This window comes from Thauera sp. 2A1 (genome assembly GCF_009469595.2).
Lineage (GTDB): Bacteria > Pseudomonadota > Gammaproteobacteria > Burkholderiales > Rhodocyclaceae > Thauera.
Window position 1 is genome coordinate 84,614 of the sequence record NZ_SSXV01000017.1, and the last position, 15,077, is coordinate 99,690.

Annotated in this window: 12 protein-coding genes, 1 tRNA gene and 1 pseudogene; 7 read left to right on the forward strand and 7 right to left on the reverse strand. The window is 64.8% G+C overall.

Annotated elements, in window-relative coordinates; genetic code table 11:
- Positions 1–20: 20 nt before the first annotated feature.
- From GH664_RS15420 to GH664_RS15440, 5 genes are all read left to right on the forward strand, one after another.
- Positions 21–698 (forward strand): ABC transporter ATP-binding protein, encoded by a 678-nt coding sequence (locus GH664_RS15420; protein WP_153168972.1) that lies wholly within the window; start codon positions 21–23, stop codon positions 696–698.
- On the forward strand, positions 695–3,244 hold the full coding sequence (locus tag GH664_RS15425) for an FtsX-like permease family protein (RefSeq protein WP_153168973.1): 2,550 nt from the start codon (positions 695–697) through the stop codon (positions 3,242–3,244). The genes GH664_RS15420 and GH664_RS15425 overlap by 4 nt, the downstream gene beginning before the upstream one ends.
- On the forward strand, positions 3,244–4,437 hold the full coding sequence (locus GH664_RS15430) for a carotenoid 1,2-hydratase (RefSeq protein ID WP_228111553.1): 1,194 nt from the start codon (positions 3,244–3,246) through the stop codon (positions 4,435–4,437). Before GH664_RS15425 ends, GH664_RS15430 begins: the two co-directional genes overlap by 1 nt.
- A 90-nt stretch (positions 4,438–4,527) precedes the next feature.
- Entirely contained in the window at positions 4,528–5,418 is an 891-nt protein-coding gene (rfbD, locus tag GH664_RS15435; protein WP_153168974.1) for a dTDP-4-dehydrorhamnose reductase, read from the forward strand.
- A gap of 59 nt (positions 5,419–5,477) precedes the next feature.
- Positions 5,478–6,926, forward strand: a complete 1,449-nt coding sequence (locus GH664_RS15440; protein ID WP_153168975.1) for a mannose-1-phosphate guanylyltransferase/mannose-6-phosphate isomerase — start codon at positions 5,478–5,480, stop codon at positions 6,924–6,926.
- Between the two features lie 28 nt (positions 6,927–6,954).
- Here GH664_RS15440 and GH664_RS15445 read toward each other — a convergent pair.
- The 3 genes and pseudogenes from GH664_RS15445 to GH664_RS15455 all read right to left on the reverse strand — a co-directional run bounded on the left by GH664_RS15445 (position 6,955) and on the right by GH664_RS15455 (position 8,781).
- Positions 6,955–7,039, reverse strand: a tRNA-Leu gene (locus GH664_RS15445).
- Between the two features lie 145 nt (positions 7,040–7,184).
- A pseudogene (locus tag GH664_RS15450) lies at positions 7,185–7,331 on the reverse strand (4Fe-4S dicluster domain-containing protein); the annotation flags it as partial.
- Between the two features lie 358 nt (positions 7,332–7,689).
- Complete coding sequence (locus GH664_RS15455; protein ID WP_194270424.1) at positions 7,690–8,781, reverse strand: DNA-binding protein; 1,092 nt, start codon at positions 8,779–8,781, stop codon at positions 7,690–7,692.
- Between the two features lie 187 nt (positions 8,782–8,968).
- On the opposite strand from GH664_RS15455, the gene GH664_RS15460 reads away from it, so the two are divergent.
- The gene (locus tag GH664_RS15460) at positions 8,969–10,144 is read left to right on the forward strand and encodes a tyrosine-type recombinase/integrase (protein WP_194270425.1); all 1,176 of its coding nucleotides are present in this window, start codon (positions 8,969–8,971) and stop codon (positions 10,142–10,144) included.
- A 28-nt stretch (positions 10,145–10,172) separates the two neighbouring features.
- On the opposite strand, the gene GH664_RS15465 is transcribed toward GH664_RS15460, so the two are convergent.
- The gene (locus tag GH664_RS15465; RefSeq protein ID WP_096447404.1) at positions 10,173–10,430 is read right to left on the reverse strand and encodes a helix-turn-helix domain-containing protein; all 258 of its coding nucleotides are present in this window, start codon (positions 10,428–10,430) and stop codon (positions 10,173–10,175) included.
- A gap of 131 nt (positions 10,431–10,561) precedes the next feature.
- On the opposite strand from GH664_RS15465, the gene GH664_RS15470 reads away from it, so the two are divergent.
- Positions 10,562–11,488 carry a DUF2726 domain-containing protein gene (locus GH664_RS15470; protein WP_153168978.1) on the forward strand — a complete coding sequence of 309 codons (927 nt, stop codon included), beginning with the start codon at positions 10,562–10,564 and terminating at the stop codon, positions 11,486–11,488.
- Here the strand turns inward: GH664_RS15470 and GH664_RS15475 are convergent.
- The 3 genes from GH664_RS15475 to GH664_RS15485 form a co-directional block, all read right to left on the reverse strand.
- Positions 11,447–12,241, reverse strand: a complete 795-nt coding sequence (locus GH664_RS15475) for an HD domain-containing protein (protein ID WP_153168979.1) — start codon at positions 12,239–12,241, stop codon at positions 11,447–11,449. The two genes, GH664_RS15470 and GH664_RS15475, sit on opposite strands and share 42 nt — an antisense overlap.
- Positions 12,225–12,815, reverse strand: coding sequence for an HNH endonuclease (locus GH664_RS15480; protein ID WP_153168980.1), 591 nt, complete (start codon positions 12,813–12,815; stop codon positions 12,225–12,227). Before GH664_RS15480 ends, GH664_RS15475 begins: the two co-directional genes overlap by 17 nt.
- Before the next feature lie 84 nt (positions 12,816–12,899).
- Positions 12,900–14,096: an RtcB family protein gene (locus GH664_RS15485; protein ID WP_153168981.1), complete on the reverse strand. Its 1,197-nt coding sequence runs from the start codon at positions 14,094–14,096 to the stop codon at positions 12,900–12,902.
- Positions 14,097–15,077: the final 981 nt, after the last annotated feature.

Here is a 15,077-nt window from a genome sequence, read left to right on the forward strand (position 1 = left end):
ATCAAGTGGTCCTTGCTGCCATGTTGCGTATCCATTCACTCATCAAGACCCTGCCGGGCAAGCCGCCTCGCACCCTGTTCGACCGCCTTTCGCTGCAGGTCGAGCGCGGCGAGTGTGTCGCCATCGTCGGCGAGTCGGGCGCCGGCAAATCCACGCTGCTCAATTGCATCGCCGGGCTGGACGTGGCCGACGGCGGCAGCATCGTGATCGGCGCGCAGGAGGTTTGCGGCCTTGACGACGACCGCCTCGCGCGCCTGCGGCGAGCGCACTTCGGCTTCGTGTTCCAGGCCTTTCATGTGCTGCCGCACCTGAGCGTGCTGCACAACGTGGCGCTGCCACTGTGGCTGCTGCGCGTCGCCGACGACGAAGCCGATGCACGTGCGCAGGCGATGCTGGAGCGCGTCGGCCTTGGCGGACGTGGCGCCGACGCACCTCAGGTGCTGTCGGGCGGCGAGTTGCAGCGCGTCGCCATCGCCCGTGCGCTGGTGCACAAGCCGTCCGTCGTGCTCGCCGACGAGCCCACCGGCAATCTCGATCCGGAGCGCGCGGCCGGCGTCCTCGGGCTGCTGCTGGAACAGATCCGCGAGGGCGGTGCGGCGGGCATCCTGGTCACGCATTCGCGCACCGCCGCGGCGCGGGCCGACCGGGTGCTGGAGTTGCGCCGCGGCCTGCTCGTGGATGTCGGCTCGACAACATGAGGAGCGTGCTGCGCCGCATCTTCGTCGCCAGCCTGCTCAAGCGCCGGCTGGGGAGCGCGCTGTCGCTGCTGTCGATCGCGCTCGGTGTGGCGCTCGGACTGGCGGTGCAGATCATCCACGGCGCGGCCTTGGCCGAGTTCGGCCAGGGCGTGCGGCGCATGTCCGGCGTTGCCGACCTGCAGGTGGTCGGGCCGCGCGAAGGATTCGACGAGGCGCTCTATGTCCGCCTCGCGCAGCGACCGGAAGTCGCCGAGGCGAGCCCGGTGGTGGAAGTGGATGCGCTCGTGCCGGGCCTCAGCGCGCCCTTGCGCATCCTGGGGGTCGACCTGTTCCGCGTCGCCGCCGTGGAGCCGCAACTGCTGCCTGTCGCCGAGGACAAGGTCGGGGCCGGGGCCGGGGCCGAATCCGACCGGCTGGCTGCGCTGCGGCAGGATGCGGTGTTCCTGTCGGCCGAGGCAGAAGCCTCCCTGTTTGACGACCAGGGCGGCGTCGGGACCTCGGCGCCCCGGCGGCTCACCGTGCAGTCCGGCTTGCGCCTCCAGGAGCTCGAGGTTGCGGGCAAGCTGCCCGGCGCGCGCGCGCGCATCGGCGTGATGGACATCGCCGCAGCGCAGGACAGCTTCGACCGTGCCGGGCTGCTCACCCGCATCGACCTGCGCCTGGCGGCTGGCGTGACGCCCGGCCAGGCGCTGGCCGCGCTGACGCCCCTGTTGCCCGCAGGCGTGGTGCTGCGCACGGTGGACGAGGCCGCCACCGAGGCGGCAAACCTGTCGCGTGCCTATCGCGTCAACCTCAACATGCTGGCGGCGATCGCGCTGCTGACCGGCGGTTTCCTCGTCTTCTCTGCGCAGTGGCTCGCCGTCGTGCGGCGCCGGCGCGAATTCGCCGTGCTCCGTGCGCTGGGGCTCGAGCGGGGCCAACTGGTGCGCGGCCTGCTCGCTGAGGGCGCGACCCTTGGTTGCGCCGGAGGACTGCTCGGCGTGGCCTTGGGGCATGGGCTCGCCGCCCTGGCCTTCCGCTTTGCTGGTGCCGATCTGGGTGCGGGCTTCTTCCAGGGCGTCGTGCCGGCGCTGCATTTCGATCCGCTCTCATCGACAGCCTACCTGCTGCTCGGGATCGCCGCCGGGGTCGGCGGCACCTGGGCGCCCGCGCGCGAAGCGGCGCGCGTGGTGCCGGCCCGCGCCCTGCACGCCGCCGGGCTGCCGGCGAGCGCCGGCGGCTCCGGGCAGGGCAGGACATTTGCGGCGCTGGCGGTCCTGGCGGCGGCGGTGGCGGCCAGTCTGCTGCCGGCCGTCGGCGGCATCCCGGTGGGCGGTTACGCGTCGGTCGTGCTCATCCTGGCTGCGGCCATTCTCGCGCTGCCGCCGCTGGCGATGCTCGCGTCGCGCTTGCTCGCAGCCGGCCGCTGGCCGGTGTGGCGGCTGGTGCGGGCGCGGTTCGTCGCTTCGCCGCAGCAGGTGGTCGTGGCAGCAGCCGGCGTGGTGGCGAGCGTCGCGCTGGCGTCGGCGATGGCGATCATGGTCAATTCCTTCCGCCTGTCGGTGGACGACTGGCTGACACAGGTGCTGCCCGCCGATCTCTATCTTCGCGCCTCGTCGGCCTCGGCCAGCGGCTACCTGGACGACGCGGCGCTGCAACGCATTCGCGCGCTGCCGGGCGTGGCCGGCGTGGATGCGGTGCGTGCAATCAACCTCAGGCTGGATGCTGACAGCACGCCGGTGACGCTGCTGGCGCGCCCGGTGGCGCAGGGCTGGGGGTTGCCGCTGGTCGACGGCACGCGCACGCCAGCGCACGATGCGAGGCGCCCGCCCGCCTGGATTTCCGAAGCGATTGCCGACGCACGGGCGCTGAAGCCGGGCGACCGGCTGGATCTGCCGATTGCCGGGGCATTGCACGCATTCACCGTCGCCGGCATCTGGCGCGACTACGCCCGCCAGCATGGCGCGGTGGTCATCGAGCGCGCCGACTATGTCGCGCTGAGCGGCGACGGGCGCATCAACGACATCTCGCTCCGGCTTGCCGACGTGGGTGACGGAGATCGCGTCGCTTCCGCGCTCAGGGAGCTTTTCGGCAGCGACAGGGTGGAGATTGCCCGGCCGGGGGAGATCCGCGCCGTCACGCTGCAGATCTTCGACCGGACTTTCCTCATCACCTATCTCATGGAGGCAGTTGCGGTGGCGATCGGCCTGTTCGGGATCGCGACGACTTTCGCCGCGCAGGCGGCGACACGAAAAGGCGAGTTCGGCATGTTGCGGCACCTGGGCTTCACCCGGCGCGACGTGGGCCGCTTGCTGGCGCTCGAGGGCAGCCTGGCGTGCCTGATGGGGGTGCTGGCGGGGCTGCTGGGCGGGGGCGGCGTGTCGGTGGTGCTGGTCGAGGTCATCAATCGCCAGAGCTTCCACTGGAGCATGGACTACGCCGTTCCCTGGCGTGCGCTGGGGCTGTTCGCGCTCGGGCTCGTGGTGCTTGCCGGCGTGGTGGCCCGGCTTGCCGGCGCGCATGCGATGCGGCGCTCGGCAGTGCTGGTAGTGAAGGAGGACTGGTGATGCGACACTCGCCATCGCCCCGATGGATGGAGCAGGGGAGCGGCGGCTTCGTCCACGCGATCCTTCATCGGCTGCAAGCCGTCCTCTTCCTCTTGTTTGCCACGCTTGCTGCGCTGCCGCCGGCAGCGGCAGCGGACTTTGCTACCGTGCGACCGGATGTAGCGCTCTCCTTTCCGCGCGACCTGGGGGCCCACCCCGCATTTCGCACCGAATGGTGGTACGTCACCGGCTGGATCACCGACGAGACTGGGTCCGATCGTGGCTTCCAGGTGACCTTCTTTCGCGTGCGCACCGGTATCGGCGAGCGCAGCGCAAGCCGCTTCGCACCGACGCAGTTGGTGCTCGCCCATGCCGCCATCGCCGACCCTGCGGCGGGCCGGCTGCAGCATGGCGAACGCGCCGAGCGCGCATTGCCTCCGCTGGCGGGTGCCGAGGAAGGGCGAACCCGCGCCTGGATACGCGACTGGCTGCTGGAGTGGGATGGCACCCGCTACCGCGCACGCGCGTCCACCGACGCGTTTTCGTTTGAACTCGACTTCGTGCCCGGCGACGCCCCCCTCCTGAATGGGCGCGGCGGTTTCAGCCGCAAGGCGCCCGATCCCCGCCATGCCAGCCACTACTACAGCCGCCCGCAATTGAATGTGGACGGCACCCTGACGCTCGATGGCAGGCGTCATGTGGTTCGGGGCTCGGCGTGGCTGGATCACGAGTGGTCCAGCGAGCTGATGCCGGAGCGTGCGAATGGCTGGGACTGGATCGGCATCAACTTGCACGAAGGTGGCTCGCTGATGGCCTTCCGCATGCGCGATGGCGACGGCCAGCCGATGTGGACCGCATTGACGTTCGTGGAGAAAGGGCACATTCGGCGCGGCGAGGGACAGGACGCCGTGCGCTTCGTGCCGCTTCGTGTCTGGCGTTCCCCGCGCACCGGCGCTGCCTATCCGGTCGAGTGGCGCCTCGAGCTGCCCCCGGCCGAGCCGGGCGAGCGCACACGGCAACTCCGCCTGGTGCCCTTGATGGATGACCAGGAGCTCGACAGCTCGCGTTCGACGGGCGCCATCTATTGGGAGGGGGCGGTACGGCTGCTGGAAACCACCGACGACGCGGGGGCGGGTGAAGCAGATGGCGTATCGCGTGAAATCGGCCGCGGCTATCTGGAGATGACGGGTTATGCCAACCGGCCACGCATGTAAGCTCTGATGCGGCACCATTGCACGCCTTGCCTGCCCACCCCGATGCGATAATCCGGGCGCCGGAATTTCCGCAATGCAAGGGCAGGGGGCATGAAGATTCTGTTGTTGGGCAGTAACGGGCAGGTGGGCTGGGAGCTGCAGCGCTCGCTCGCACCGCTGGGCGAGGTGGTGGCTTTGGGCCGCGCAGGCGATGGCAGATTGAGTGGCGACCTCTCGCGACCGGCCGATCTGGTCGCGACCGTCCGCCGGCTGAAGCCAGACGTGATCGTCAACGCGGCGGCCTACACCGCCGTCGACAAGGCCGAGAGCGAGCCCGCGCTCGCGCATACGATCAACGCGGACTCCGTCGCCTGTCTGGCCGCCGAGGCTGCGGCACTGGACGCGTGGCTGGTGCATTACTCCACCGATTACGTGTTCGACGGCAGCGGCGACCGGCCGTGGCGCGAGGACGATGCCACCGCGCCGATGTCAGTGTACGGCAGCACGAAGCTGGCGGGCGAGGAGGCGATCCGTACCAGCGGCTGCCGCCACCTGATCCTGCGCACGTCGTGGGTTTATGCGGCGCGCGGCGGCAACTTCGCGCGCACGATGCTGCGCCTGGCCGCCGAGCGAGACCGCCTGACGGTGATCGACGACCAGGTAGGCGCGCCCACCGGCGCCGAGCTGATCGCCGACGTCAGCGCCCATGCTCTGCGCAGCGCAGTGCGCGAGCCCGGCCTGTCGGGCACCTATCACCTGGCGGCGGCTGGCGAGACGAGCTGGCACGGCTATGCGCGCTTCGTCATCGACGAAGCCCGCGCACTGGGACTCGCGCTGAAGGTGACCGACATCGCCCCCATCCCGACCTCGGATTACCCCACGCCCGCGCGGCGACCGCTCAATTCGCGGCTCGACACCTCGCGCCTGCGCGAGCGCTTCGGCCTCGTGCTGCCCGACTGGCGCTCAGGCGTGCGGCGCATGCTGCGCGAAGTGGTGCAGTAGCGCTCGCGTCGGTCCGCACCGGCAACGCCTTTTCGACGATTCCATACGAGATCCAGCAGATGACCATCAAGAGCGTAATTCTTTCCGGCGGCTCGGGAACCCGTTTGTGGCCCGCCTCACGCGAAACCTATCCGAAGCAGTTGCTGCCGCTGACCGGCGAGAACTCGCTGCTGCAGGAGACCGCGCTGCGGCTGAAGGGCTTCGAGGCGATGGACGTCGATCCGCGCCCCATCGTCGTGAGCAACGAGGAATACCGGTTCATCATCGCCGAGCAGTTGCGCCAGATCGGCGTGCGTTCGCCGCAGATCGTGCTCGAACCTGTCGGCCGCAACACGGCGCCGGCGCTGACGCTGGCGGCGCATGTGGCGGCCGAGGAGGGCGATCCGGTGCTGCTGGTGATGCCGGCGGACCACGTCATTGCCGACGTGAGTGCGTTCCAGCGCGGCATTGGCGAAGGCGCACGGCTCGCAGCGGAGGGGGCGCTGGTGACCTTCGGCATCGTGCCCGACCGCCCCGAGACCGGCTACGGCTACATCCGCGCGGGCGATGTGCCGGCCGGCGCCGACACGGCCCGCAGTCTGCTCGAATTCGTCGAGAAACCCGACGCGCAGACTGCCCAGGCCTATGTCGACAGCGGCCAGTTTTTCTGGAACAGCGGCATCTTCATGATGAAGGCGTCGGTGTGGCTGCGCGCCATCGCGCAATGCAATCCTGCGATGGCCTCCGCCTGTGCCGACGCCGCGGCTGCATCGGCGCGCGACGCCGACTTCCTGCGCGTCGATCGCGCAGCATTCGAGCGTTGCCCGTCGGATTCGATCGACTACGCGGTGATGGAGCGGCTGCCGTCCGCACCGGAACTCGGGGCAGGCGTCGTCGTGCCCTTGTCTGCAGGCTGGTCGGATGTCGGCGCGTGGGATGCGCTGTGGGCGGTGTCGGACAAGGACGCGCAGGGCAACAGCGCGCGTGGCGAGGTGATGTTCGAAGCCAGCCGCAACACCCTCGTGCATGCCAGCAACCGCCTGGTGGCGGCGATCGGCTGCGAGGACATGGTGGTGGTCGAGACGCCCGACGCGGTGATGGTCGCGCACAAGAGCCGCACGCAGGACGTGAAGAAGGTCGTGGCACGCCTCAAGGCGGAGGGCCGCAGCCTGGCCCAGAGCCACCGCAAGGTCTATCGGCCCTGGGGCTGGTACGACTCGATCGACGCCGGCGAGCGCTTCCAGGTCAAGCGCATCGTCGTCAATCCGGGCGCCAAGCTGAGCCTGCAGATGCACCATCATCGCGCCGAACACTGGATCGTCGTGCGCGGCACCGCCGAGGTGACCTGCGGCGAAAAGGTCTTCCTGCTGGCGGAGAACGAGTCGACCTACATCCCGCTCGGCCACACGCACCGCCTGGCCAACCCGGGCCGGCTGCCGCTGGAGATCATCGAAGTGCAGTCGGGCGGCTATCTCGGCGAGGACGACATCGTGCGCTTCGAGGACAACTACGGCCGCATCGGCCACTGATGCGGCGAAGCGCCGCAGAGGAAAGTGATGGTGCGGGGAAAGAGACTCGAACTCTCACGCCTTGCGGCGCTGGAACCTAAATCCAGTGCGTCTACCAATTCCGCCATCCCCGCGTAACCGGTGCCTCAGGTCTTGGGCGGGCGCATTATACACGCGCCCCAGGCGCTTCCGTTCGCTCCAGTGGTCGGTCCTAGAAGTGCGATAATGTGCATTATGTAAACTAAAGAACTATGCAGCGACAACGCTGCACACGAAAACTTACATGCCCTGGTAGATCGGCCCCTCACCGCCCTGCGGCACGACCCAGTTGATGTTCTGGGTCGGGTCCTTGATGTCGCAGGTCTTGCAGTGCACGCAGTTCTGCGCGTTGATCTGCAGCCGCGGGCCGGTGTCTTCCTGCACGATAGTGCAACTAAGTAAATCCTTGGGACGGGATACTACACATACGGATTTTGCCCAAAAACTATGCGTACTGCTTCCTGCCGACACATTTACACAGCGAGCAGAAATTTCTGCACCGAACCGAGACATTTCCTTTGCCCACCGCAATCCTGACTTCAGTAGGACCGCTGTCGGCTCGGGTAGGCAAAACACCGTTCGCAGGATAGGTCTTAGCCGTCTTTACTTGCACCCAGCAGGGCGGCGCTCCGGATTGCCGTTGATAGGTGTCGCTGAAAAGGCTCTTCTTTCTCGGCCAAATCTGGCCACGCTCACCAAAAGTGGAGAGCTACGAGAGCCTGACGCGAAGGGTTGTGCAGCGGTCTCAGCCACTATTTCCCCGTTTCGCAACTGTTTCTTCCTTACTCCTAAGAGCGCTCTCTTCTGGAGCCCGGCTCTTGACGCGTCTCCTCCTAAGATTTGCAATTTCTTGCCGCAGTTGTCCGATTTCCTCAGCCTGGACGTTAAGCTTGACCATTACCTCTTGCCGGAGTTGATCAGCCATCTCGTGCCGCACTCTCACCGCAGCAAGGTTACTCTCCGATATGGAGAGTTGGGCCTCAGCTTTCTCGAGGCTGCTTCGCAGGGTCTCCATTGAGGCTGTTGCCTCTGTCACCCTCTCGCATGCCTTGACGCTCTCTGCCTTGAGTCGGGTGCAGTCCTCACGCAGCGCTACGAATGCCTCGCGGGCCGTGGCCGCGTCCTTGCGCGCGCGCTCTACCTCGACGTTCTGTTGCCTCCGTTCTTTGTTCGCAGTTTGACGCTCGTTGTCCAGTTGCTGCAACAGCCGATGGGTCTCCAGGCGGTGATGTTCATTAGTTTGCTCGATGGCAAGTCTCGCCGCGTCCAGCGAGGAGAACTGGCGCACGAGTTCGGCATCCTTTTCGTCGATCGTGCGCTGGTGCTCAAGGACCCTATGCGACTCCTCCGCCAACTTCTTCTGAGACTCCGCGAGGTTGGCCTCCAGGTCTCCGATCCTCAGCTTCAAGGCCGCGACCTGACTCTCCATGCGTAGGCGGAGCTGATGGGATTCGAGGGCACGCTCGTTCGCCTCCTGAACGGTTGCCTCCATTTCTCTGGATCGCTTGTCCAGATGGGCCTCCCGCTCCCTGAGGCCCTCCTCAGCAAGTCTCTTGGCAACCTGCACCATATCGCCAAGTGCGCGATCGATGATCGTTACGAAGGCCTCGGGGATCCCGTCCACCGCCCGCACGGGCACCTGCAACGTGTTTGCCATGGCACTCCAGAACTCTTGAATGTGGTTCTGGACGACGGCGTTGCTGCCTTTCTGGCCAACATACCGGTCAGTGGAAAGCAGCTCCTGGACGGCTGGACGGGTTGGTCGTTCCCCTTTGGCGAGGATCTCGTAGCAGGCCTGACGGACATGCTCGTATGTAACAACGGAGCTACGGCTCATTTTTTGGCTCGGATTTTTGACCAATGTCAGGATGGTAGCTGCCTTGGCGGTGGAATCAACTAAAACAGCCGTACCAGTCCGGAAACCGGACATTGCTGTCCGTATAATCATTAACTTTAGACATTATTCCTATAATGTGTAGTAACGTGCGGAATCCGCCGTTCTGGATGTGACCCTCGTGAATTTGATGCCCCGAAACGCGTTCGGCCCGTTGGAACTGGTCAACTTGCCAAGCGAACTCAACGGAAGTGTCGGTAATAACCGCGCCGTTGGCGGTCGGCCGCAGATTTCAGCGCAGAACGACGTCGATGCCGTCAGAGCGTGGCTCGCCCGCTTTGTCGACACCCGAACGACGTTCGACAGCTACCGCAAGGAGGCTGAGCGCCTCCTCCTCTGGACGGTCACGGAGTTGGGTAAGCCCCTTTCCAGCCTCAGTCACGAGGATCTGTTGTTGTACAGGCGGTTTCTCTCAGACCCACAGCCCGTTGCACGCTGGGTCATGGCCAAAGGCCGCAAATGGCCGCGAAATGATCCTGGCTGGAGACCGTTCTCTGGGCCGCTGTCTGCCAGCAGTCAGCGACAAGCGATTGTCATCCTGAACACGATGTTCGCCTGGCTTGTGAATGCTGGGTACCTTGCTGGCAATCCGCTATCCCTCTCTCGACAGCGCCAGCGGCGGTCGAAGCCCCGAATCACCCGATTCCTCGATGAGCCTACCTGGGTGGAAGTCAAGGCATCGATCGAATCGATGCCAAACGAGACGGATCGCGAGCGCGAGCATTACTTCCGCGTGCGCTGGCTCTTCAGTTTGCTGTACCTGTGCGGCCTTCGGATCACGGAGGTCACTACCAATACCATGGGGTGCTTCTTTTCCCGGCGTGACCGAAACGGGGACGACCTTTGGTGGCTTGAAGTAACGGGCAAAGGTGAGAAGACGAGGATCGTCCCTGCCACGAACGAACTGATGATGGAGTTGGTGCGCTACCGCCGGGAGTACGCGTTGGCGCCCTATCCAGTTCCAGGCGAGCCGACCCCCCTCCTCCTCCCAATCGGCGGACAGCGTCGGACTCTGACGCGCGGGGCCGTGCATCTAGTCGTGAAAGAAGTCTTTGAGCGTGCAGCGAAGCGAGTTGAGGAGCGTGGCGATGAGTTTGTGTCGCGGGCAAATGCACTGCGTGCGGCTTCGGCGCACTGGCTACGTCACACGGCCGGTTCGAACATGGCAGGCGCCGAGGTCGACTTGCGGTTCGTCCGCGATAACTTAGGCCACGAGTCAATCACAACCACGAGCCTATACCTCCATGGCGACGATGATGAACGCCACAAGGCTACAGAGCGCGGTCACCGCATCGCCTGGTCCTGATGCTGGCGTGCGGGCCCTCGATTGACCTCTAACTCAGGCCCGATGCAACACGGCCGCCGTTGCGATCCTCGTACTCAAGAAGCTTAGAGGGCGGGAGCTCCAGCGCGTTTGCCAAGCGAATGATGTTCAGAAGCGCGATGTTCCGCTGCCCACGCTCAACGCCGCCTAAGTAACTCCGCGCGAGACCACTCTCAAGCGCGAGGTATTCCTGGGACCATCCGCGGCTTCGGCGAAGCTCGGCAAGGTGCTTACCGAAGAGGACCCTGGGGTCGGAGGAAGAAGTCACAGCAGTCGGAAATGGATTTTCGACTGATGCTAGGAGTGTGGCCTCTATGAGGCGACGCTCTATGAGTGACAATGGGCGCGCCGACACGTACCATTCCCACTCGATTCTGACGACTTAGACGACGAGACTTCGTGCAGACAAGGGATAAAGCAAGCGTCATTCGGACGTTGCGTGGGCATCTGCATCGGCGGGAGCATGCCGCCTTTGTCACTTTATTTCTCGACGGTGAGGTTCGGGTTTTCCGGAGGAACGACGACTACTTGAAGGCCCTCGCCGGCGAGGCCTTATGTCTCCTCCTGGAAGCACCGCAAGCAGCAGAGGACCTACTGACTGAGTATGAGCAGCTCCTTCTCGCTGGTGAGATATCAGCTCCTTACTCAACCGTCCTCGGCCTCGCCGAGCGCTTGGATTCAAGCGCGTTGCACGCTATCGCGAGGACACTTCGCGACGAGCATCGACGTTGGTCCGAACGACGCCAAAATACCAATCGAAAGCAGTTGGAAGCAGCCAAGGCTCTTTCCGAGCCCGTCATTGAGGTGCGGCGCGTTGTCAGCAGCACACTTATGCGCTTCGGCGATCCAAACGCGTCCGACGCAATGGGAATCCGGCGTTCGGTTTTCAGGAGTAGCCAGGAGAGAGCGTTTCTCAAGGCCTTGTCGCTGAGATTTCCTGCGCTACTTGCGCTGCCGAATTATCCACTTGACCAGATGATCGAGTTCAGTCGCCTGCGTGAGCTCGTCGGTAAGTCGACGTGGGCCTACGCAAAGAACTCCCGGGTCGATGCGGTGTTGATCGTGCCGGATGAAGGGGATCCCGTTGCCGCGTTCGAGCTCGATAGCTCATATCATGATCGGCCCGAAATCAAGACCCGCGATGAGATGAAGAACGCGATTTTCGGTCTCGTTGGACTTCCCTTTTATCGTCTGCGCGCCGAATCTCCGGAGACGATGACGACAGACGACTGGTATGCATTCCTGACGGAAGAAGTCGCTCCAAACATTGACGTCGGTAAGCGGTTACGAACGCGATCCACTGGAACGAAGTTCATTCCCGCCTGATGCGTCGCTGCTGGCCTCCACAAGCACTGCTGGACCATGGGCTGAGCCCTCGCCCACGTTCCACTCCTCGAGGAAACGCTCGATAAAGGACGCCATGAACCGGTGTCGCTCCTGCGCAAGCAGGCGTCCCGTCGCGGTGTTCATGCGGTCCTTCAGCAAGAAGAGCTTCTCGTAGAAGTGATTGACGCTGGTCCCCTTCGCGGCCTTGTAGGCATCAGCGGTCGCGTGCAGGACGGGCGGCACCTCGGGGTCGTACATCAGGCGTCCCGCATGACCGCCGTACGCGAAACAGCGGGCGATACCGATCGCTCCGATCGCATCGAGCCGGTCGGCATCCTGGACGCACAGCCCCTCGAGCGTCCGCATGGGCTGCCGGACCCCTGCGCCTTTGAACGAGATCGTCGCCACGATCTCGACGACCGGCTCAACGAGGTCGTCGCCAGCACCTTCCTCGCGCAACAGCCGCTCGGCCTCGCGTGGCCCGATGGCGTCGTCACCCCCGTGGAACTTCCAGTCGGCAATGTCATGGACGAGCGCCGCCAACTCGACCACGTCGAGCCTCGCCCCCTCGGCCACGGCGATCTTCCGAGCCAGGCGCCAGACGCGGTGGATGTGATGCCAGTCATGGCCCGAGGCCTCCTCGGCGAACCGGGACCGGATGCGGGCGGCGACACGCTGCACCAGGTTGTCGGCGTCCGGCGGAATCCCATGGCCCGCAGCGACGCCAGCGTTGGGATCAGAGCTTGTAGGCAACCTTGCCCTCCGTGATCGTCACCTGCCCGCGCTGCTGAAGTTCGGCGAGCAGCTTCTTCAGGTTGGCGTCGGAAATCGGCTGGTTCGTACGCTGCTTGATCAGAGCCTGGATCGTCGTCATCAGGGTCGCCTCCTTGCGCGGTCGCGAGTTGCCGCGCTTGCGAAGGTCCTCGAGAACGAGCGCAAGTCGCTCCTGATGCGTGTCCCGAGCCGGCGCGGCCGCTGCAGGCGCACTGGGGGCAACAGCGGGCGACTTCACGACCGGTGGGGTCAGGTTATCGCCTTCAGGCAGGGGCAGCGCACCTGGCGGGGCAGCGGACTCTCGCGGCCGGGGGCAGCGGAAGTCGCCGCGCTGATTCAGCACGATCTGCAGCTTCTCCTTGATCGACTTCGATCCGAGCAGGCTGTTGAGGGTACGGCAGCAGGCGACACAGTTCTCCTCGCTGTTCGTGCCCCCGTTGGCGCTGGCCACCAGATGCTCGATGGAGGCCTCACCACGAGGCAAGGGCTGTCGGCAGAAGAAACACTGGCCGCCCTGCATAAAGAGAAGCCGATCGAGATGTGGAGTGCTCATGCGCGGATTCTATGGGCGGCTTGCATCCGGCATCAATGCAAGACCGGCATGCGATGTGAGAGATTGCCTGACGACGCGTCACCCCTACCCCTTCACGCAAACCACCTGCTTCAAGGTATGCAGGATCTCGGTCAGGTCGCGCTGGTTGGCCATCACTTCGTCGATGTCCTTGTACGCGCCGGGGATCTCATCAACCACGCCCTTGTCCTTGCGGCAGATCACCCCTTCGGTCTGGCGTGCGAGATCGGCCTCGGTGAAGCGCTTGGTCGCCGCCGTGCGGCTCATGCGCCGGCCGGCGCCGTGCGCGCTGGAGCAGAAACTCTCCGCGTTGCCCTTGCCGCGCACGATGTAGCTGCGCGCGCCCATGCTGCCGGGGACGATGCCGAGCTCGCCTTGCCCCGCCCGGATCGCGCCCTTGCGCGTCACCCAGACATCGGCGCCGTAGTGGTGCTCGCGGGCGACGTAGTTGTGGTGGCAGTTCACGGCTTCGGTCGTGACCGCAAACGGCGGCAGGTGGCGCGCCAGCCCCGCGAGCACGAGATCGAGCATCGCCTGGCGGTTGGCCATCGCGTATTCTTGCGCCCAATGCACCGCCTCGACGTAATCGGCGAAGTGCTCGCTGCCCTCGGCAAAGTAGGCCAGATCGCGATCAGGCAGGTGGATCATGTGGCGCGCCATGTCCTTTCTCGCCAGCTCGATGAAGTACGTCGCGATGGCGTTGCCGATGCCACGGCTGCCCGAGTGCAGCATCACCCAGACCTGCTGTGATTCGTCCAGGCAGACCTCGATGAAGTGGTTGCCGCCCCCGAGCGTGCCCATCTGGTTCGCCCACTTCGAGAACTTGCCGAACGCCTTGAGCAATTGCGGGTGACGCTCGGTCAGGGCCTTGAGGCCGGGCTCGAAGGGGCGCACCGCGTCGACCAGCACCTGGCCGTCCGCATGCTGGTCGCGGCCGACCGGCACATCGCGGCTAATCTGGTCGAACACCTTCTTCAGCCGCTTCTCGTCGATGTCGTTCGCGGTGAGCGACAGGCGCGCGGCGACCATGCCGCAGCCGATATCGACCCCCACCGCCGCCGGGATGATCGCCTGGTGGGTGGCGATCACCGAGCCGATGGTCGCGCCGATGCCCAGATGCACGTCGGGCATGGCGGCCACGTGGTAGTGGATGAACGGCAGGCTCGCGATGTTGGCGAGCTGCGCCTTCGAGCCTTCATCGATGTCGTCGGTCCAGATCCTGACCGGTACGGCGCTGCCGTCGAGGACGGTCTTCACGGGCATGACTGCTCCCTTACGTTTCCCTGCCTCTATCCAATGCCGACACCCGACTGTTCGAGCGCCGACGCCCCGTCCTGGAGCGCAAAGACGCAGTCGGGTGCCTGGGCATCCTGTTGCTTTGCGCGACGGTCATCGGTTTCGTGCTGCCGATGACGCTGCATCCCATGCTGTTGCCCAGCGTACCGCTGGGGGTCGGAGTGCTGGCGGAACGGGCGGTGGGATGTTTTCATCGGCGTGGGTAATGCGACGTCCGCGCAAGCAGAATTCTTCCGGGGACATCCAGTCTCTCGGTGAAAGGAGATCGCGATGGAACAACACTCGAACTATGGTTCGAACTTGACATTATCCCCCTTCCGAATTCCGCCCCAAGAAATCAGCGGCGATCAGCCCGATACAAACTCGCCGTATTCTGCAGCCTCACCCCGTGCGCGTTCACAGTCTTCCGTGTTCTAGGGCTTGATCCGCAGGGTCACAATCAAGGTGACGGTAGGCATTTTCAAAACATGCCCATACTCCGCCAAACCGCGTCCCTTGTAGGACCGCGAGCATAGAGCGGGGCACTCCAACTCCTGATCTACGTCGTGATGAACCACGCCGTCCTCATCGACTGACTGGATGTTCTACCTTCGTAAAGTACGCGAGTTACGAAAGCCAACCAACGGCGACCGTAAGACTCAGCGCCCTTAGCGAGAAGGGCATGAAAAACATTTGTCATGGCGTCAAGAACGTCCCGTAACTCACGCTTCTTAAAAACCGTTTCGAAGCGCGTATGCCCGGGGGTACCCGGCACTCGCGCTCCCGGTCTCCACAAGAGGTTGCTCCCGAGTTCGACAGTTACGCTCGTAAGTAATTGTTTTTGCTAGAGCGCACTTTCAAAAATGCCACTACAGCAGCGCCAACTACTCCGGCGCTGCTGGCTTTGCTATCCCCAAGGCATGAAGCACCTCGTTCTGTTCCGTGCTGAGCGTCGACACCCCCGCGACC

Excerpts from the sequence above, each read along its gene's own strand:
- GH664_RS15420 (WP_153168972.1), top strand. The coding sequence starts at position 21 with ATGTTGCGTATCCATTCACTCATCAAGACCCTGCCGGGCAAGCCGCCT.
- GH664_RS15425 (WP_153168973.1), top strand. The coding sequence starts at position 695 with ATGAGGAGCGTGCTGCGCCGCATCTTCGTCGCCAGCCTGCTCAAGCGC.
- GH664_RS15430 (WP_228111553.1), top strand. The coding sequence starts at position 3,244 with ATGCGACACTCGCCATCGCCCCGATGGATGGAGCAGGGGAGCGGCGGC.
- rfbD (WP_153168974.1), top strand. The coding sequence starts at position 4,528 with ATGAAGATTCTGTTGTTGGGCAGTAACGGGCAGGTGGGCTGGGAGCTG.
- GH664_RS15440 (WP_153168975.1), top strand. The coding sequence starts at position 5,478 with ATGACCATCAAGAGCGTAATTCTTTCCGGCGGCTCGGGAACCCGTTTG.
- GH664_RS15455 (WP_194270424.1), bottom strand. The coding sequence starts at position 8,781 with ATGAGCCGTAGCTCCGTTGTTACATACGAGCATGTCCGTCAGGCCTGC.
- GH664_RS15460 (WP_194270425.1), top strand. The coding sequence starts at position 8,969 with ATGCCCCGAAACGCGTTCGGCCCGTTGGAACTGGTCAACTTGCCAAGC.
- GH664_RS15480 (WP_153168980.1), bottom strand. The coding sequence starts at position 12,815 with ATGAGCACTCCACATCTCGATCGGCTTCTCTTTATGCAGGGCGGCCAG.
- GH664_RS15485 (WP_153168981.1), bottom strand. The coding sequence starts at position 14,096 with ATGCCCGTGAAGACCGTCCTCGACGGCAGCGCCGTACCGGTCAGGATC.